Genomic DNA, 18,741 nt, shown 5'->3' on the forward strand with positions numbered 1-18,741 from the left:
CTCTCCTTGTTCCTATTAGTTCTGCTTCATATATTTAATCAACATTTCCGGAGAAAACGAATTGTCATACTGATAATCAACTTCAAGATTCTGATTGAAAAACTCAAGAGTTATCTCTTTAGGATCTTTAAATATAAAAATTCTTTTAGGGTCATAAAATTTAGATAACTTTATAGACTCGTTGTTTGTCAAAATCTTCTTATTCATGGTTATTGCTTCTGCGCTTCTTAGTGTTAATCCACTTTGATTATCATCCACTATTTCTACGACACAGTTAGATCTTTGAGTTTCCATCATTACATCTTTATAATTGAGCCATTGATTATAATGAAAATGTGGATCTTGAGTGTAAACTTGCCTATCTTTTGAAACTTTAGAAACATAAAATTCTGATGGAATATCTAATTGCGATAGCTGATCGAATACTCCATGAATAATGTCTAACCGTCTTTTGGCATTCCCAACAAAAAATGCGCGATTTATACAATTTTCTTTCTCCACTTCAGGACTACTAGAATAGATAAGTGGCCAAAAAATAAAACCATATTTTTGAGAATCTTTTTTATCAAAAGAAAAAATGTAATCAAAAAGCTCTAATTTTTCTTTAAGCAACGATCCTACAGCTGACATAATATTTAGAATTGATATCCCTAGTTTCACATTTTTCTTCCGAGATAACTCACATAAATATTTGTAAGAATATCTACAAGCACTAATATCAGTAAAAACTAAATAATACTGAACACTATCATCAAACTTCACCTGAGATAGTGAGTAATAGTTATTCCATACTCTCTTAAATGGTAGATTCAGTTTTCGATTTATTGCTAAACTAAAATGAATATGATGGACCAGTGTAAGGAGTTTGTTACCGTCCTTAACCGGTGTCGCAAATAGAGTTCCCCCTTCAAAATTATCAATATCACTAAAAATATGTTTTACATAATCACTACCAGGACCGATAACAATATATTCTTCTTTCATAGTATATTCGTCAATATTGATTAGTAATATTCACAATATTGAGTACCTCACCTCCAGTAATAAAGTTCGCTAAGTTTGTTATTACATCATCTAAATGAGGTAGTGCACCTTCAACATACCCCGCTCTATGTGGAGAGAAAACAACATTGCTGAAACGCTCAAAATCTAATTCTTGATTCGGATTCCACCAAACATCACTCGCATACCCTGATATACTATCGTTACTCAGTGCATCATACAACGCTCTAGGCTCAAATATTTCTGCTCTTGAAACATTCACGATGTATGGCTTATTTTCTATTTCATTAAAAACATCTGTTCCAAAAACACCTCTAGTTTCCTCTGTTAAGGGCAGTGAACAAATGATAATATCTACTTGATTACAAAACTCTTTTAATCTGGAAAATGCAAATATTTCAGTTATCTCAGGAAATTGAACATCTTTATTAGCTAGTACATAAATCTCAGAACCAAACCCTTTGAGTATTTTCCCCATTTTTCTACCTATTGCACCATATCCCATAATTCCAATTTTTGCATTACTAAGTGACATCGACTTCAAAGTCATAGCTTTTTCATCTCTATTCCAATCACCGGTTCTCATTAACTGGTCATGGAAAGAAATTTTCTTAATAAGATTCAATAAAAGAGCAACTCCAAACTCTGATACTGAATTTGAATTTGAATGAGAATTGCAAATAATTCCTGAAAATTTCTGAACTGCTTTGAAATTAAAGGTATCTAAACCAGTCCACGGAATTTGAATGAACTTTAATCGATTGGCTTTTTCTACAATTGTCTCTGTTACAAAGGGACCTAACAATACATCTGCCTCTTCACATCGACTTAAAATATTTTCTTCCGTGTATTCAGTCAGCTCAATTAATTGAAAAGGTTTGTCCGTCCGTTTTTTTATCCCTTTTTTTATGTAATCAATATCCTGTTCAAAGAGTCTTCTAGTCATTAAAATATTCATTTACTGTCCCCTATTTTCAATTGCTCGGTAAAATCTACTAACAAACCAGCAGCCGACTCCACAACCTCAAAAGGTACAGCCAGTGAAAACCTTATATAATCATCCCAGTTGTCACCAAAAGCAATCCCCGGGGTAGCAGCCACACCTGTTTTTAAAACTAATTTTGCACAAAACTCATTAGAAGTCATATCAGTTTCTTTAATATTAACAAAATAGAAGAAACCGGCATCTGGTAAAACGCCCGACAAACCATTGACCTGATTCACCTGCTCGTGAAAGTACTCCATTCGTTCTTTTAACTTCTTATTATAAGCAACCAAATGATCAAATCCATGGTCATAAATTGAGCAAGCTGCTTTTTGTATGAATGTTGTTGTATTTGTGTTTACATTGAAATTCAGCACACTCATTTTTCTAGCTAATTCTTTATTGGCAACTGCATAACCAAGTCTCCAACCTGTCATTGCGTGAGACTTACTATAGCCATTGACAACCACCAGTTGTTCTTTAATGCTTTCATACTGAGAAAAGGTGACCAATTCCTTATTGCTGAAAACAAGTTTATCGTATACCTCATCAGAAATAATATAGATGTTTTTCTCTTTACATATTTCTATTATCTTTTCAATCACATCTTTTGTATAAATATTTCCAGTTGGATTGTTTGGATTTGCCATCAATAGAACCTTTGTCTTATCTGTTATCTTATTTTTAAAAGCCTCAAGATCAAACTCAAAATTCCCCTCACTTAAATCAAAAGGTACTAGTTTGGCTTTAGGTTCTGCCAATAGTATTTGGGTTGGATAGCTAACATAACAAGGTGTGCAGTAGATAACTTCATCTTCTGGCTCAAGAATACTGCACAATGAAAAATAGATTGCAGCCTTAATTCCTGGCAAAACTACAACCTCATTTGCAGAATAATTTACCTCAACCCGTGCAGATAAATCCTTTGCAATCCGCTCTCTAAGTTCAAGAAGTCCTTGAGCTGCTGAATACTTAGTGTACCCTTCTTTTATCGCCTCAAACATAGCATCAACTATATAGCTGGGTGTTTCCAAATCTGGCTCTCCTAACCCCATCGAAATGATCTTCCCACCAACATTTCTACGTTCAACTACAGCCTCTCCAAATTCCTTAGTAGGCTTTTCGTCTAATTTTTCATTCCATATCACTTTCTTCTTTCCTTCTCTCCAATTGTTTTCTATGATTGTCAGAAATAACAACATTTTCACTTTTAAAAATTGTAGTGATTGTTTTTATAAAAATCGAAATATCCTTTGAACAACTTATATTTGCAACATATTCGTTGTCTACATGCATTCGTTCATCCCACACTGCACCATTTCTCAATTTGATTTGAGCTAGACCTGTTATTCCTGGAAGCACAGTAAATCTTGGATCAAACTCTTCAGGATACTCATCTATTTTATAAGGATGGTAGCAAACTGGTGGTCTTGGACCGATAAAGCTCATTTCTCCTTTTAACACATTCAACAATTGAGGCAGCTCATCCAAGCTGGTTTTTCTTAAAAATTTACCTATCTTAGTAATCCTATTATCATTTTCAGAAAATACAAAAAGGCCATCCCCTGATTTTTCTGCATTTGTAACCATTGTTCGAAACTTGCATATATTGAATACTTCTTTATCTTTACCCAACCGTTCTTGTAAAAACAGAACAGGTCCTTCACTGCTTACCTTTATCAGGATAGCAATAATCAGTAAAATGGGACTAAGAAGAAGACCTAACAAAATTGCAAAGAAAATATCAAAAAGTCTCTTTATATATTTTTTGTACATCTTCTACACAAACCCTCTCACTTATATAACGATCTAATAATTTCGATTACTTGATCCATTTGTTTTTCATTCATCTTTGTGTCTGATGGCAAACAGATTCCTTTATTAAATAAATCTTCTGAAAAACCATTTCCGATATAGCTATATTTGGCATAATAAGGTTGAAGATGCATAGGTTTCCATATTGGACGTGACTCAATATTTTTCTCTTCCAAAGCATCCATTATTTGCGTGGGTGTAACAGCACCATTCACTGTAATACAGCTAAGCCAGTAATTAGCGTAATCCCACTCATTACTGGGCATCCAACCAATTTCTGAAATGTCACTCAAACCCGCTTGATACTTCTTATATATCTTCCGCTTTTTTTCTACTCTCTCATCTAGAACCTTCAGTTGCCCTCTGCCAATACCAGCAAGTACATTACTCATTCTATAATTATAGCCCAACTCACTATGCTGATAATGACGAGCAGCATCTCTAGATTGAGTAGCCCAAAAACGTACTTTTTCTATTTTTTCTTGTTGTTTTGATACCAACATACCGCCACCAGAAGTCGTGATTATTTTGTTTCCATTGAACGAATATATTCCATAATCACCGAATGTTCCTGTGTACTGTGCTTTATACAAAGTTCCTAGCGACTCCGCTGCATCCTCAATTACCACTACTTTATGCTTACGACATAATTCCATGATAGCATCCATGTCCGCTGATAAGCCATATAAATGAACCACAATAACTGCTTTGACCTCTGGATATTTTAGAAAGGCTTGCTCCAATGCTTTGGCATCCATATTCCATGTTTTTTCACCGCTATCAATAAATACGGGAATAGCCCTTTCGTAAATGACTGGGTTAATTGTTGCAGCAAATGTTAATGTAGGACAAAAAACAATATCTCCTTGCCTTATTCCTGCAGCCTTCAATGCCAAATGAATAGCAGCCGTACCAGATGACAATGCTGCAGCATTGTCAATACCTATATAATTAGAAAATTCCTTTTCAAAATTATCAACATTAGGTCCTAATGGAGCAATCCAATTGGTATCAAATGCTTCTTCCACAAATTTTTTTTCATAACCTTCATCACTCATATGAGGAGAGGAAAGAAATATTCTTTCTTCTGTCATAAAATATTCCTACCTTTCACCTATTCGATTCATTTGCAAACTCTACTAATTTCCTGCTTATTTCTACTTTGTCTTCCGGCAACTGGCCAACAAAAGACATCACAGTATCAATTGAAAAACCGTTTACACTGCCAATAAATATTTTATCATAGACCTGTTCAGCATTCTTTTCTTTGCTTACCAGCAGTTCTTCATACAGCTTTTCTCCCGGACGAATACCTGTCTCAACAATTTCAATTTCATCTTGTTGATAGCCTGACAATTGAATCATTTTTTTTGCCAGATCATAGATTTTAACCGGCTCACCCATATCTAAAATAAAAAGTTCCCCGCCTCTTGCTAACGCTCCGGCTTGAATTACCAGACGGCTGGCTTCAGGAATGGTCATAAAGTAACGAGTCATTCGGAAATCTGTAACAGTTACCGGTCCACCTTGCTGAATCTGCTCTTCAAACACAGGGATAACACTTCCTCTGCTTCCAAGAACATTGCCAAATCGTACAGCACAAAATTTCGTGTTACCTTCTTCGTTCATTCCTGTCACAATCATTTCAGCGATTCGTTTCGTCGCACCCATTACGTTTGGCGGATTAACAGCCTTATCCGTAGAAATCATAACGAATGTTTTAACCTGCTGCTCTTTAGCTGCTTCAGCTATGTTCTTCGTACCAAATACATTATTCTTCAATGCTTCCACAGGATTTTCTTCCATCAGAGGAACATGCTTATGCGCAGCTGCATGATACACAATATCCGGACGATACTGCTGTATTACATCCACAAGTCTTTGCTTGTCCTGGATATCTGCAATAATCGGAATAATTTCTATTGGCTGCTTTTCATACTTGCAAAATAATTCTCTGTGAATCAGATAAATTGAATTTTCACCATGTCCCAGCAGCAGTAATTGCTTAGGTTTAAATTTCATTATCTGTCGACAAATTTCCGAACCGATGGACCCGCCTGCTCCAGTAACCAAAATCACTTTATCTGTTATCTGCCCTTCCAGCTGATCTACATCCAGTTGAACTTCTTCCCTTCCAAGCAGATCAACAACATTGATCTTTTTCAAACCGGAAATAGTGATATTTCCCGAAGCAAGCTCTTCCAGCGCCGGCATGGCATTCACCGGCAATCCCAAAGGAGTAACAATATCCAAAATCCGCTGCAGCTCTTCTCTCTTCAAGGAAGGAATCGCCACTGTCAGCATTTCTATCCCATATTCTTTTACTAGTGTAGGAATAGATTCTGTATTTCCCAACACTCTGATTCCGCCTAAATACATACGGTATTTATCTGATGCATCATCAATGAAACCCACCACTTTAATATCTTTACTAGTTGATGAATTGCTCAAACTTGTCAGTAAAATTCGGCCGCCTTCTCCTGCACCGATAATCAAAGTCTTCCTTGCCTTCGAATCTGAGATATGCTTTCCATTCCTCTTCCATTCAACAATTAGACGCCATACCAACCGACTGGAAATAATCAAAAAGGTTGTAATCAGATACGCTAGGAATAATGTTCTTCGACTTTTTGAAAAGAGAATGATTACTTCAGCCAACCAGGCAATAGTCGTTGCAGAAAAAATCGCAATCATCTCTTTTAAATTAGTAAACCGATTTATCCGTGTGAATATATTAAAAATAAATCCTAGCGCTATGTAAAAAGCTAACTGTAGTACTGCGCTTAAAATCAAGATGTTGACAGTAATCTCAATATAGGGCGCCATATAAAAATAAGAAAAAATATTTGCCCCAACAATGATCAGAGAATCTATCAACAACAACAAAACTAATTTTTGTTTTCTACTCATCCCTTTTAGCCACTCTTTCTAAAACAATCGGAATTTCTTCCGCCTGATTTCTTTAAACGATAGAATATCTACTTCATCACCATTGAGCACATCTCGTGCACAGAATTCCATCGCAGTTACTTTTCTTTTCCCAAAATCATTTGCTATCTCTTCAAATGCCCGTTTCATAAAAAAGTTCCTTCTTCGCACATTGTGTGCATCTGAGGCCATCATATGAACTAAATTATTCTCCACCATTTGTTTTGCCGTATTCTCAACTTCTCTTCCAAAGATACCGATATAACTGGGGGCAGTCATTTGTGTCAATGCACCCAGTTCAATAAATGGGATCAAACGGTTCGGGTCTTCAATAAACCTCTGATTCCGCTCTGGATGGACAATAATCGGACGATGTCCCATGGCAATCAAATCAAGGAAAAGGCGTTCGGCATACACCGGAATTTCATTTGCAGGAAATTCTATTAACAAATATTTGTTATTTAAATCAACAAATAAAATTTTTCCTGCTTTGATCTGTTCCGGCAGATCGCCGCTGATACGGACTTCCTGACCTTCATACAGCGTAATGGGAATCTGTCTCATATCCAGCAGATTTTGCAACTGATGTACCCGTAAAATAACATTTTCTGCAGGATTGTCATACTTTCCATTATTGTGATGAGGAGTACATAGAAGATGCTCTATTCCCTGTGCTGCGGCTGACTCAGCCATTGCGACAGCATCTTCCACTGTTTGAGCTCCATCGTCGATTCCCGGTAAGATATGACAATGTAAATCAATCATCTGAACCCCTCCTGTTAATTAAAACATATTAGCCGTAATAATAGCCCTGATCTGACGATTTTCTTGAACCATTATAAACAACGCCCAAAAGATTGGCATCCACATAGTTCAGTAAATTCTTCGCCTTTTTCAACAAGTCTCTGTTGGTTACATTCTCTCTTGCAACAAGCACTGTGCCATCTACTTTTGAAGCCAAAACCTGCGCATCCGTAACTGTAACAATCGGAGGCATGTCAAATATGACTAAATCATAATTTCTTTCCAAAAGCTCCAGCAGTTTGCCCATTCTGACAGAGCCTAAAAGCTCTGAGGGATTTGGCGGCTTTGGACCGCTTGGCAGGACAGACAGATTAGGTACGCCGGAATTTTGGATAATTTGATCCAGGTTCACCTGTGGTCTCCCAAGAATATTGCTCAGCCCATCTGAATTTGAAAGGTTAAATGTTTTCGCTACTGTTGGTTTTCTCATATCTGCATCTGCCAGCAATACCCGCTTCCCCGAGCTCGCAAAAACCACAGCCAAATTCGCTGCTGTCGTAGATTTCCCCTCCCCGGGACCTGACGAAGTAATAACGAGGGTACGCATCTCTTGATCCATCATGGAATACTGAATATTTGTACGGATCGTCCGATATTGTTCTGATACAGGTGAAGCCTTATCTGCCAAAGTAATCAAACTTACACCTTGTTCACTGACTGAATTTTTATAGTTTCTTGTCATGTCTTCTCTCCTATACTCTTTTCCGTTTTCTGCGCAAAGGCTGATTATCAGATGGTTGGACATTTTCACTGAACTCCCTGTATTCTGCATTCTGATAGTCGGAATTAACAGCGGCTCTTGCAATTCTTACATTCAATTCTTTCGACGTCATATTTTGTACGGCACCTAAAAGAGGCAGCCCCAGGTCTTCTGTGATAAACGCTTCATCCTTCAATGTTCTATCAAAGAATTCCATAATAAATGCGAACAATATCCCCAGCATCAAACCGCCAACTAAACCGATGACCAAGTTCAACTTATTATTCGGAGAAACAGGAGTTGTATTTGCCGATGCATTTGAAATCACCGATATCTTGTCAACACTTAGTGTATTGTGCGCAGTTTCCTGAAAAACAGCAGTGATCTGATTTGCAATACGTTCGGATAAAATAGGATTATCTGTGGTCGAACTGATGGAAAACATCTGAGAATTCTGAGATTGTTTTACCGACAGACTATTTTTCAATTCTGAAATCGAAACATCCTGATTGTATTCCTCTTTGATTTTTTGCTGAACTACATTTATGACTGTATCACTGGTAATCAGATCTTTATATGTATTAATCATCTGCAGGTTGGCATTAATATCATTGACATTGGTCGCTTCACTTTGTGGAAGCCGTACAATCAGCTGTGCTTGTGAACTGTATTTTGGCGTAATCACTAAAAAGGTTAATACACCTGCGGCACTGATACCAACAACCATGCAAAAAATAATTAATAACAGTCGTTTTTGTAAAATTCTAAAGATATCTTGTAAACTTATTATCTCTTCCATTATTTCCTCCTGATGATACATTAAAATAGTATATTTATAAATAAATGAACAACAAACTATTCGCCGAAATACCTTGTTGTTCCAATAAAAATTAGTTTTGCGCTAAAAACTCTTTGTAAGCTTCCTGCTCCCTGGTTTCTTCAATCATAAGCTTCTCGAAATCCCTATACATGAAATCAGCAATGGAACCTTTAATATAATGCGTAATCGTTGCATTACCTATTAATTCCATCCAGTATCCGCCGTCACTGTTTTCATGAACAACCGTCTTAACCAGCCCGCCTGCATTTCTCACCGTAATTCTCTGGTAAAATATTTTCGTATAAAGCAGTGTATACATCAAACTGCTGGCGCACATCGCTGTTCCGCAGGCACTTGTCAGTCCGACACCTCGTTCAAATGTACGCACAAACAATTCATTTTCTCTCAAAATTTCAACGAAGCTGACATTGATGCCATCGGGAAATATCGGATTTGTTCCATTTACATATGCAGCTATTCTTTCCAGCTCTCCGTTTTCCAATTCCTCATGATCTACAAATGCGATCATGTGGGGATTTGGAACTGATACCACAGAAAATTTGATTGTTTTTGACAGCTCCGGAATAATTTCATCAATTACTGTCTGCTGAGAATAATTCATGGGAACAGCTTCTTTCTCAAAGCTGACTGGAGAGATCTCCACTTGATAAGCAGGAACATCTTTTGAAAAGTCATCTGTTCTTCCGACTTTTAATTCTGCAAACATCGTCTCAACTGTAAAATATTCCTGATTGTACTTTTCAGTCAAATATCTTGCTACCGTTCTCAGACCGTTCCCGCACATACTCGCTTCACTGCCATCACTGTTAATGACCCGCATTTTCGCCAGACTTGTACCTTTGTTTACTTTCCCAACAAACAGAATGCCATCTGCGCCGCCCAATAGTCCGTTATTCCGATCACATAGTGATTTCCTCAACTGATCAACTTCTGTATGAACCAATGGCTCCGGCAAATCTATTTCATCCAAGATAAAAAAATCATTTTCAGAACCATGAACTTTCTGTAAAGTAACATCCATTTAAAGAAGCCTCCCTCTTAAAATTACACTCTAATTACTAGTATGCCATAAAAAAAAAGAGGAGAACAGTAATTTCTTTACTGATTCTCTCTTTTTTATGATCATTACACTTTTGTCTTAAATTTGTAATTATTTTGTAAAATATTTGTTTATTTTGTCCCAATTTATAACATTCCAGAATGCCGCAATATAATCCGGGCGTACATTTTTATATTTCAAGTAATATGCATGTTCCCAAACGTCCAATCCTAAAACAGGAGTTTTGCCTTCCATTAAAGGAGAATCTTGATTTGGTGTAGACATAATTTCAAGCTTGCCGTTATTAACAACCAGCCAAGCCCAACCAGAACCAAAACGTCCTGTAGCAGCTGCCTTGAATTCTTCTTTAAACGTATCAAAGCTTCCAAAAGCCTCATCAATTGCATCTTTAATCGCACCAGTCGGCTCACCGCCGCCATTTGGACTCATAATTTCCCAGAAGAATGAATGGTTCGCATGTCCGCCGCCGTTGTTTCTAACAGCTGTACGGATATCTTCAGGAATACTGTCAATTGCAGCGATTAATTCTTCTACAGATTTTTCACCAAGTTCAGGATATTTTTCAATCGCAGCATTTAAGTTTGTTACGTAAGTATTATGATGTTTATCATGATGCAAATGCATTGTTTCTGAATCGATATTTGGTTCCAATGCATCATAAGCATAAGGTAAATCAGGTAAAGTGTAAGTCATGGCAAATCTCCTCCAAAATCAATGTTTTAAATTCTCTACATCACTAAGCATATCAAATTTGACAGCAACCTTCAAAGTAATTGCCTGCAAGTCACAAGGAAATTTCACTATATTGTATTTAACGATCGTTTTTTTGCTCAACGCTTAATTGAATAAGGTAGTTCGGTTAAAGATAATCTAGCCAAATTTTAATTGACGGTGTTTAAAGCTGCTTATATACATCTTGTTTATTTCGTTCAAAAAGTTGAGTTATCAATCTTTTCCTATTCTTAGCAATTTTTTAAACATTTTTATAGCACTTCTTTCTGCAGAATATGATAGTATAGTTTATTAGAAAATAAACTACTATTTCATGCATTTATTACTGAAGTATTGAACAGACAAAAATTTCGACATAAAGACAGCCTCTGTTTTTCATTTCTGAATAAACACTTAACAGAAAAAAACTCTGGCTGCAGAAAATTAATTCAGCTTTTGGAACAGCAAAGGAGAAAACAAAATGAGCAAGATTACCCATCGAAAAGATACACGTCCGATAAAAGTAGGGGATTTAACAATTGGCGGAAGTAATGAATTATTCATTCAGAGTATGTGTACAACGAAAACACACGATATTGAAGGAACTGTTGCCCAAATTTTGGAACTGGAAGAGGCCGGCTGTCAGATCGTTCGTGTAGCAGTTCCAGATGAAGCTGCAGCCAACTCATTACAAGCTATTAAGGAACAGATTCATATTCCTTTAGTCGCTGACATTCATTTTGATTATCGTTTAGCCTTAAAAGCCATTGAACAAGGCGTTGATAAAATTCGAATCAACCCTGGAAATATCGGTCGAAAAGATCGAGTGGAAAAAGTTGTAACTGCCTGCAAAGCCAAAGGAATCCCTATTCGAATTGGTGTTAACGCTGGTTCACTGGAGAAGAAGTTTCTTCAGCAATATGGTTACCCAACTGCTGAAGCAATGGTTGCCAGTGCAAAAGAACATATTCAAATTCTGGAAGATGTGGACTTTTACGATATTATTGTTTCATTGAAAGCCAGCGACGTAAATCTTGCCATTGAAGCGTACAGCCTTGCTGCTGAAAGCTTTGACTATCCTTTACATTTGGGCATTACTGAAGCCGGCACCCAATTTTCAGGCGGAATCAAATCAGCTGCCGGTCTCGGCGCACTGCTTTCCCGTGGTATTGGAAATACCTGTCGTGTGTCTCTTTCAGCAAATCCTGTTGAAGAGATCAAAGTTGCCCGCGAAGTATTGAAGGCATTTGGTCTGGCCAGTAATGCAGCCACATTGATTTCCTGCCCTACCTGCGGACGAATTGAAATCGATCTGATTCCTATCGCAAATGAAATTGAAGCGTATATAGAAAAAATTAAAGCGCCGATTAAAGTTGCTGTTTTGGGATGTGCCGTGAATGGTCCCGGAGAAGCCCGCGAAGCGGACATTGGGATTGCCGGCGGACAGGGAAAAGGTATGCTCTTTAAAAAAGGAAAAATTATTCGAACCGTTCCAGAAGAAATCATGGTTGAAGAATTGAAAAAAGAAGTAGATCTGCTTGCTGCAGCATATGCACGCGGAGAAGAAATCTAAAAAAATGAATGAGGTTTATGTCTATACTGGATGTAAATCTCATTTCTTTTTGTTCTCCTCAATCTTTGATACAATTGTAGCTTAGAGGAGCTGATTCATATGACAAAACCTGTTATCTATTTACAGGAAAAATTAAAACCGGAACAGATTGAGCAAATCAAAGCAGTCAGTAACGATTATTTAGTCATTGATTCTACTGACGAAGACACATCATTCAATAAAGAAGACATTGTCATCATGCTTGGCTGGAATCATTCATTTGGACCAGAGCTGTTAAAAAATCCAAACAGTAGACTAAAATGGGTACAGTCTATTTCCGCTGGCGTTGATTCTTTAGATCTCCAGACATTTTCGGAAAATGAGATTCTTCTGTCGAACGCCAGCGGGATTCATAAAATCTCGATTGCTGAGCATGTACTTGGCGTTCTGTTAGCTGAATTCAGAGGTCTGCGAAGAGCCATCAAGGCTAACTCTTGGACAAATCGGGAGGGTGAATTCAAACAGTTATCTGAACAAAATATGCTGATTGTCGGAACCGGACAGATTGGGCAGCAGCTGGCGTCCTTCGCTCAAGCTATGAAAATAAGGACATACGGTATTAATTCGACCGGACATCCTGCTTCTGGCTTTTCGGAATGCTACTCGCAAAAAAATCTAAGTAAAATTGTCAAAGATATGGATATTGTTGTAAACATCCTCCCTCTCACAAACAAAACATATCATTTATATGACGAAGAAATGTTTCAGGCAATGAAAAAGGGTACCATTTTTGTGAATGTCGGTCGAGGACCATCTGTTAAAACAGAAGCACTCGTTAATGCTCTTCAGAGCAACCAGATCAGTTTTGCAGCATTAGACGTTTTCGAGAAGGAACCGCTGCCCGATAACCACCCATTCTGGACAATGGATAACGTTCTGATTACCTCTCATACATCAGGAATCACACCGAAGTTTAAACAGAAGCTGACGGACATATTCCTAACGAATCTTACGAGTTTCGTTGAAACAGGCAAGTTGAAAAAGAATCAGATCAACCTTGAAAAAGGCTATTAAATACAAGAAAATTAAACTTTTTTGAACTTAAAACAAGTCTGGTTAGAAATAATTCCCAGACTTAGAACTTTTGAAAAATTTAAGTACATGGCAGAACAGAGGTAAAAAGCTTTTTTGTTGACTGCGGTTACTCGGCATATTTAAGAGCTTCCCAGTGAGACGGGTAAATGCAGGAGCAGAGTTCTTCGTGCGACGAGTAACCGCAGGAGCAAGCTTTTCGTGCGACGAGTAACCGCAGGAGCAGAAGTCTTCTGCCCCAAGAACCAAGTAGGTATCAATTCACAGCTATTCATTTTATGAATAGTGTTCCTTGACAATTTTCGGATATTCCGACTTGTTGTCATAAATCACTACAATTGACTTGTCAGAGTAGATGATGCATGTTACCTGCTGAGTGCTTGGAGCTGAACACTTCTGTCCTTACCTCTTTATTTATCATTATCCTTTTCCGTCTCTTTAACAATAAAGACCGGTCGTTTTTTTGTTTCCATAAATATTTTTCCGATATATTTACCGATGATACCTAAGCATAAAAGCTGCAGTCCTCCAACAAAAAGAAAGATACAAACCATGGAAGGCCAGCCACTTGTTGGATCGCCATATATCAATGTTCGAAATAAAATAACCATCATCGTAATAACTGAACCAATACAGGAAAATGCCCCAATGTAAGAGGCGATATTTAAAGGCACCTCAGAAAAATTGATGATTCCATCAATCGAATAACTTAACAGGCTCCAAAATGACCATGTTGTTTCTCCAGCCACCCGTTCTCTATTTTCGTAAGATAAATACTTTGTATTATAGCCAACCCAACTGAAAATCCCTTTTGAAAAACGATTGTACTCCGTTAATTCCAAAATACTGTCAACCATCTGTCTCGTCATCAGACGAAAATCTCTGGCACCGTCTACCATCTCCGTCTCACCGATTCTATTAATCAGCTTATAAAATAGTCGGGCAAAAAAGCTTCGAATTGCCGGCTCTCCATCTCTTGTTGTTCTTCTGGTTCCAACACAGTCAATATCTTCCGTTTCAATCATCTGAACCATCTGCGGCAGCAAATCCGGAGGATCCTGAAGGTCTGCATCCATCACTGTAATTAAGTCTCCTTTTGCAGCCTGCAATCCTGCAAACAACCCCGCCTCTTTCCCAAAATTTCTCGAAAAAGACAAATATCTCACTCGGTCAGGATATTGCTTATGCAACGCTCTCAGACAAGCAAGCGTACGATCTTTGGACCCATCATTGACAAATATATATTCAATCTCATGCGTGAGCTGTTCTCTAATATTTTCTACCTCTTTAAAAAAAGAAGGAATTGCTTCCTCCTCATTGTAACAAGGAACAACAATTGATATCATCCTTTTTCCTCCCACTGAATTTCTGTTTCCTAATTATATCATATTATGCTTTTCCCGAACAACGGGCATTAAATAACAGACTACCTTTTATTGAAATAAAGATAACTAGCAATAAAATTTAAAATAACCGAACATTTTCTAGATTTTTTATTTATAAAAAAACATAAATATTCAAAAATTCTCTTGTAATTCTGATTTTCCCTGTTTATTATGTTGTTAATAGGGTCGGAAAAATTTTTAACTACCCAACTTCACCGCAAAGGAGATAATTATGCTAGAAACGATTGCTTTAGATGACTTCGCTCGAAAAAAGTTATCCATGTTTCATCAGTTGTTGGAATTGGATGATGGTATTTATTCCACTCGCCACTTCAAACAATTTACTGAACTTTCATACGCCAGACTAGTATCCTTGTTCGCTGAAATGAACGATGATCTAAATCAACAATCTAATATAGCTTTATTGACTGATGAAGGAAAAATCATGATAGAAAAAGAAGCGCTTATTCAAATTTCTTATGAACAGTACCTATTTCAGAAAAGCATTGCGTATAAATTTTTATTTGCTTCACTTTTTGAAAAGAATTATCGGCTTGAAGATTTTTGTGAAAAAAATTTCATAAGCCGTGCCTCTGCCCTGAGAAAACTGCAGCCGCTCATTAGCTATATTAAAAAGTTCGATATCAATATCAACTGCTCAAAAATGAAAATAACAGGAAATGAAGCAACCATTCGTATCCTCTATTTTAACTTTTTTTGGCTGACTTCTTTTGGAGAAGATTTTTTCACCGTTTTAAATGAAGAAAGACGTGGACTTGAATTATTTGATTCTGAAGACAAACAATGGATGACTTATGTTGAACCTAGACAATGGTTTTTATTAATCTCAATCAATCGCCTGCGTATAGAAAAAGGCTTCTATTTGGGAGTGACACCATTTGATCAGCTGATTTATCCGGAAACAAATTTCTCTTTTTTAGAGGAACTGAGGGTACGTGGCGTTACAGAAAAACATCGTTTAAGAGAACGTGATTTTCTGTCGTACATGCTGTTTTACTGGAACCCGTTCTTGCACGCTAATGATCCACGACTCACCTATGTAAAATCTTATATGCTTGATAATCACCATCCGTTAGGTGAGCTAATCAATCAATTTCAAACATTTTATATGGGGTTCCTTGATGGAATAACTCTAAGTGAAGAGGAATCGGACTTATTACACGCTAATATTTTCACAACATTCCTAAATCACGCCAGTCGTGAAGCTTCACTGCCCTTATCAGTTGACTTTTCCTATGAACTTTTCAAGAGGAATCATCCGCTGTTTGATCCATTGTACGAAAAGATTCAAGATTATTTAGTGAAGGCTTCCCAAAGGTCTCAGTATGTTTGGATTAATAATTGTTTGAATCATTTAGTTTACAGTTGTACATTATTTTTACTGCCTTTCTATGAAAAGAGTAAAAATAATCATCAGCTGCATGTAGGCGTCATTCTTTTTCAGAATGCGATGGTCTCACAATCCCTTTCTAGATTTTTAGCCAAGATTCCTTTTGTTCAAGCCGAACTAATTACGTCCTCTGCAAAGGAGGAATATGATTTTTACATAGCCACCTCTCCCTTGCTTTTATCAAAGAATACACGAAGAAAGGGTAACTTTAAACTGATTGCCTTAAATGAAATGGAGAATTATCAGGCCATTCTTCTATCCAGCCTGCTGGAAAAATATGAAGAAAAAGTAAATACATTTATGGCTGGCTGAGTAGGTGGAAATAGATACATATACACAAAAAGGGCCTGTGACATTAGTATGTCTGAGACCCCCAAATCCACATAAACAGTGTTCCAGTCTTTGTATGATCCGAGCATTCTTACTTGCCCTTCAGACATGTGACGAGCATTCGTAGAAGCGTAGGAACAAAGCCCCTCCATGCTTCGAGGATCGGAACGAATCTTCAATTCTTAGCGGCTCTGCCGTTTAGAAATTGATGAGATCGAAACGAAGTCCTTCAATTCTTAATGGCTCTGACATTTAGAAATTGATGAGATCGAAACGAAGTGTAGTGTAGTGAGAACCGAGGATGCAGAAAAACGGATACAGTGTAATGTTTTGTCTCGAGAATCGTTAGTCTCGTAGAGACAGCAGTTCTTCTACGCTCCGCTACGCATACAGTTCTACTACATCAAGTGAGCTAGTTTCATTCAAGGAATACTTACCGAAACTACACATACCATTCTGCTAAAGTACGAATATAAGCAGAAGTGGCAAAGTAGAACTAGCACTTGTCGGTCCTAAACTGTGCCAAGTAATCGCAGACAACATCTCGGAAATAAGTCGAACGATACTGAAAATATGAGTAGCTTCATGAAGGTATCCATTCACAGCTATTCATTTTATAAATAGTGTTCCTTGACAATTTTCGGATATTCCGACTTATTGACATAAATCACTACGATTGACTTGTCAGAGTAGCTGATGCATGTTACCTACTTGGTTCTTGAGGCAGAACACTTCTTATACGCAGGTTCTGTAACCTAATGATCGGTGCAGATCTTTTTGTGCAACGAGTAACCGCAGGAGCAAGCTTTTTGTGCGACGAGTAACCGCAGGAGCAAGCTTTTTGTGCGACGAGTAACCGCAGGAGCAAATAAGTAGAACGATCTAGTTTGTCCCTCAAGGTTAACTTGGAGAAGAACCTCAATAAGCGATCGACCTACAAGCTCTTCTGTCCTCTTTAGTATGACAGGAAATAGCATGTAGGTTGATCGTTTTTTATTTTCATTCTGTTTGGTGTGGGCGATAGCCCTCATGAGTATTTGTCACAACCTCTTTTTACACGTTAAAGTCTTTGTTCTTTTCAAATAAATATTTTGGCTCATCCAGCTTCTCATCATAATCAACAACCAGATCATAGCCCTTGAAAAACCAGTCATCCGACTCCTCTACAAAATAACGGCGCCCCTCTACATCTGTCTCAACCAGAGGTGTTTCAGGAGCTTCCACAGATAATCCTACTGAAAATCCTTCATGAACATCCGTTTTCCCATAAACCTTTCCATAAAAACGAATGCCTTTTCCGGATTCAAGATCAATTTCTTCCTCAAACCACTGCTGAGCTTGCGGTGTAACAGTTAATTTCATCTCTATTCCCTCCCTACCTGAACATTGTAGCATAGAAGGGATTGTTTCCTAACAGAAAGTGCTTATTGACTCATTTTTTCATCCAGTAAATCCACATCAGCAGTGTTGCCGATTACTAGTAGATTATCATTTTCCTGAACGATTTCTTCTGCAGCCGGAGATGCAATGACTTCTGTTTGTGAACGTCGTATTGCAACCACAGTTAAACCAAACCTTTGACGAAAATTTAATTCAGCTAGGGTCTTATTATAAAATTTTGGATTTGACACATGAACTTCTGCCAAAGAAAATTCATTGGAAAGATCAATATAGTCCAGTATATTTCTTGAAACAAGCTTATGTGCTAACCGGATTCCCATATCCCGTTCCGGATGAACAACAGTATCAGCGCCGATTTTTTCCAAAACGCGTGCATGATAGGAATTCACTGCCTTGGCAAGAACATTGGCTACGCCCAGTTCCTTCACCATAAGGGTCACGAGAATGCTCGCCTGAATATCTTCACCAATTGCAACAATAACATGGTCAAAGTTTCGAATCCCCAATGAACGCAAGGTCATTTCATCCTGCGCATTAGCAACAACAGCATGTGTTGCAATATTCATATATTCGTTTACACGGTCTTCATTACTATCAATAGCCAATACCTCTTGACCGGATTCCACCAAAGTCTGACAGATACTGCCGCCAAATCGCCCTAACCCAATTACTGCAAAATTTTGTTTCATGATTGTCGTCTGCTCCTAATAATAGATTTACCCTA

At 37.5% G+C, this 18,741-nt stretch carries 17 protein-coding genes; 3 read left to right on the forward strand and 14 right to left on the reverse strand.

Features of this window, described 5'->3' with window-relative positions; genetic code table 11:
- Positions 1-15: 15 nt before the first annotated feature.
- From LI954_RS06575 to LI954_RS06625, 11 genes are all read right to left on the reverse strand, one after another.
- Positions 16-984 (reverse strand): hypothetical protein, encoded by a 969-nt coding sequence (locus LI954_RS06575; RefSeq protein ID WP_229444022.1) that lies wholly within the window; start codon positions 982-984, stop codon positions 16-18.
- Positions 985-994: 10 nt separating this feature from the next.
- Positions 995-1,960 carry an NAD(P)-dependent oxidoreductase gene (locus LI954_RS06580; protein ID WP_229444023.1) on the reverse strand — a complete coding sequence of 322 codons (966 nt, stop codon included), beginning with the start codon at positions 1,958-1,960 and terminating at the stop codon, positions 995-997.
- Complete coding sequence (locus tag LI954_RS06585) at positions 1,957-3,135, reverse strand: pyridoxal phosphate-dependent aminotransferase (protein ID WP_229444024.1); 1,179 nt, start codon at positions 3,133-3,135, stop codon at positions 1,957-1,959. Before LI954_RS06585 ends, LI954_RS06580 begins: the two co-directional genes overlap by 4 nt.
- Positions 3,122-3,763, reverse strand: a complete 642-nt coding sequence (locus tag LI954_RS06590; RefSeq protein WP_229444025.1) for a sugar transferase — start codon at positions 3,761-3,763, stop codon at positions 3,122-3,124. Before LI954_RS06590 ends, LI954_RS06585 begins: the two co-directional genes overlap by 14 nt.
- A gap of 17 nt (positions 3,764-3,780) precedes the next feature.
- Positions 3,781-4,896: a DegT/DnrJ/EryC1/StrS family aminotransferase gene (locus LI954_RS06595; RefSeq protein ID WP_229444026.1), complete on the reverse strand. Its 1,116-nt coding sequence runs from the start codon at positions 4,894-4,896 to the stop codon at positions 3,781-3,783.
- Positions 4,897-4,912: 16 nt separating this feature from the next.
- Positions 4,913-6,712, reverse strand: coding sequence for a polysaccharide biosynthesis protein (locus LI954_RS06600; protein WP_229444027.1), 1,800 nt, complete (start codon positions 6,710-6,712; stop codon positions 4,913-4,915).
- Between the two features lie 18 nt (positions 6,713-6,730).
- Positions 6,731-7,495 carry a tyrosine-protein phosphatase gene (locus LI954_RS06605; protein WP_229441556.1) on the reverse strand — a complete coding sequence of 255 codons (765 nt, stop codon included), beginning with the start codon at positions 7,493-7,495 and terminating at the stop codon, positions 6,731-6,733.
- A gap of 28 nt (positions 7,496-7,523) precedes the next feature.
- Positions 7,524-8,216 carry a CpsD/CapB family tyrosine-protein kinase gene (locus LI954_RS06610; protein WP_202066797.1) on the reverse strand — a complete coding sequence of 231 codons (693 nt, stop codon included), beginning with the start codon at positions 8,214-8,216 and terminating at the stop codon, positions 7,524-7,526.
- A 10-nt stretch (positions 8,217-8,226) separates the two neighbouring features.
- Positions 8,227-9,033: a YveK family protein gene (locus tag LI954_RS06615; protein WP_229441557.1), complete on the reverse strand. Its 807-nt coding sequence runs from the start codon at positions 9,031-9,033 to the stop codon at positions 8,227-8,229.
- Between the two features lie 91 nt (positions 9,034-9,124).
- Positions 9,125-10,096, reverse strand: a complete 972-nt coding sequence (gene dapF, locus LI954_RS06620; protein ID WP_229444028.1) for a diaminopimelate epimerase — start codon at positions 10,094-10,096, stop codon at positions 9,125-9,127.
- A 129-nt stretch (positions 10,097-10,225) separates the two neighbouring features.
- Positions 10,226-10,828, reverse strand: coding sequence for a superoxide dismutase (locus LI954_RS06625; protein ID WP_229444029.1), 603 nt, complete (start codon positions 10,826-10,828; stop codon positions 10,226-10,228).
- A gap of 499 nt (positions 10,829-11,327) precedes the next feature.
- Between LI954_RS06625 and ispG the strand changes: the two genes are divergently transcribed.
- Together ispG and LI954_RS06635 are read left to right on the forward strand one after the other, a co-directional pair.
- Positions 11,328-12,419, forward strand: a complete 1,092-nt coding sequence (ispG, locus tag LI954_RS06630) for a flavodoxin-dependent (E)-4-hydroxy-3-methylbut-2-enyl-diphosphate synthase (RefSeq protein WP_229444030.1) — start codon at positions 11,328-11,330, stop codon at positions 12,417-12,419.
- A 99-nt stretch (positions 12,420-12,518) separates the two neighbouring features.
- Entirely contained in the window at positions 12,519-13,472 is a 954-nt protein-coding gene (locus LI954_RS06635; protein WP_229444031.1) for a phosphoglycerate dehydrogenase, read from the forward strand.
- A 428-nt stretch (positions 13,473-13,900) separates the two neighbouring features.
- Here the strand turns inward: LI954_RS06635 and LI954_RS06640 are convergent, their stop codons facing one another.
- Positions 13,901-14,836 carry a glycosyltransferase family 2 protein gene (locus LI954_RS06640; protein ID WP_229444032.1) on the reverse strand — a complete coding sequence of 312 codons (936 nt, stop codon included), beginning with the start codon at positions 14,834-14,836 and terminating at the stop codon, positions 13,901-13,903.
- A 271-nt stretch (positions 14,837-15,107) separates the two neighbouring features.
- Here LI954_RS06640 and LI954_RS06645 point away from each other — a divergent pair, with 271 nt between their 5' ends.
- Positions 15,108-16,598: a helix-turn-helix domain-containing protein gene (locus LI954_RS06645; protein ID WP_229444033.1), complete on the forward strand. Its 1,491-nt coding sequence runs from the start codon at positions 15,108-15,110 to the stop codon at positions 16,596-16,598.
- A gap of 1,071 nt (positions 16,599-17,669) precedes the next feature.
- On the opposite strand, the gene LI954_RS06650 is transcribed toward LI954_RS06645, so the two are convergent.
- A complete protein-coding gene (locus LI954_RS06650; RefSeq protein ID WP_202066789.1) occupies positions 17,670-17,978 on the reverse strand; it encodes a HesB/YadR/YfhF family protein in 309 nt (102 codons plus the stop codon).
- 62 nt (positions 17,979-18,040) lie between these two features.
- Positions 18,041-18,706 (reverse strand): potassium channel family protein, encoded by a 666-nt coding sequence (locus LI954_RS06655; protein WP_202066788.1) that lies wholly within the window; start codon positions 18,704-18,706, stop codon positions 18,041-18,043.
- Positions 18,707-18,741: the final 35 nt, after the last annotated feature.

This window comes from Enterococcus sp. CWB-B31 (assembly GCF_020567645.1).
Classification (GTDB): Bacteria; Bacillota; Bacilli; order Lactobacillales; family Enterococcaceae; genus Enterococcus_L.

Bases quoted from the DNA above. Each gene is read 5' to 3' on its own strand.
- LI954_RS06580 (WP_229444023.1), bottom strand. From the start codon at position 1,960: ATGAATATTTTAATGACTAGAAGACTCTTTGAACAGGATATTGATTAC.
- LI954_RS06650 (WP_202066789.1), bottom strand. From the start codon at position 17,978: ATGAAATTAACTGTTACACCGCAAGCTCAGCAGTGGTTTGAGGAAGAA.
- LI954_RS06605 (WP_229441556.1), bottom strand. From the start codon at position 7,495: ATGATTGATTTACATTGTCATATCTTACCGGGAATCGACGATGGAGCT.
- LI954_RS06595 (WP_229444026.1), bottom strand. From the start codon at position 4,896: ATGACAGAAGAAAGAATATTTCTTTCCTCTCCTCATATGAGTGATGAA.
- LI954_RS06625 (WP_229444029.1), bottom strand. From the start codon at position 10,828: ATGACTTACACTTTACCTGATTTACCTTATGCTTATGATGCATTGGAA.
- LI954_RS06610 (WP_202066797.1), bottom strand. From the start codon at position 8,216: ATGACAAGAAACTATAAAAATTCAGTCAGTGAACAAGGTGTAAGTTTG.
- LI954_RS06590 (WP_229444025.1), bottom strand. From the start codon at position 3,763: ATGTACAAAAAATATATAAAGAGACTTTTTGATATTTTCTTTGCAATT.
- ispG (WP_229444030.1), top strand. From the start codon at position 11,328: ATGAGCAAGATTACCCATCGAAAAGATACACGTCCGATAAAAGTAGGG.
- LI954_RS06640 (WP_229444032.1), bottom strand. From the start codon at position 14,836: ATGATATCAATTGTTGTTCCTTGTTACAATGAGGAGGAAGCAATTCCT.
- LI954_RS06645 (WP_229444033.1), top strand. From the start codon at position 15,108: ATGCTAGAAACGATTGCTTTAGATGACTTCGCTCGAAAAAAGTTATCC.
- LI954_RS06635 (WP_229444031.1), top strand. From the start codon at position 12,519: ATGACAAAACCTGTTATCTATTTACAGGAAAAATTAAAACCGGAACAG.
- LI954_RS06600 (WP_229444027.1), bottom strand. From the start codon at position 6,712: ATGAGTAGAAAACAAAAATTAGTTTTGTTGTTGTTGATAGATTCTCTG.
- dapF (WP_229444028.1), bottom strand. From the start codon at position 10,096: ATGGATGTTACTTTACAGAAAGTTCATGGTTCTGAAAATGATTTTTTT.
- LI954_RS06615 (WP_229441557.1), bottom strand. From the start codon at position 9,033: ATGGAAGAGATAATAAGTTTACAAGATATCTTTAGAATTTTACAAAAA.
- LI954_RS06655 (WP_202066788.1), bottom strand. From the start codon at position 18,706: ATGAAACAAAATTTTGCAGTAATTGGGTTAGGGCGATTTGGCGGCAGT.
- LI954_RS06575 (WP_229444022.1), bottom strand. From the start codon at position 984: ATGAAAGAAGAATATATTGTTATCGGTCCTGGTAGTGATTATGTAAAA.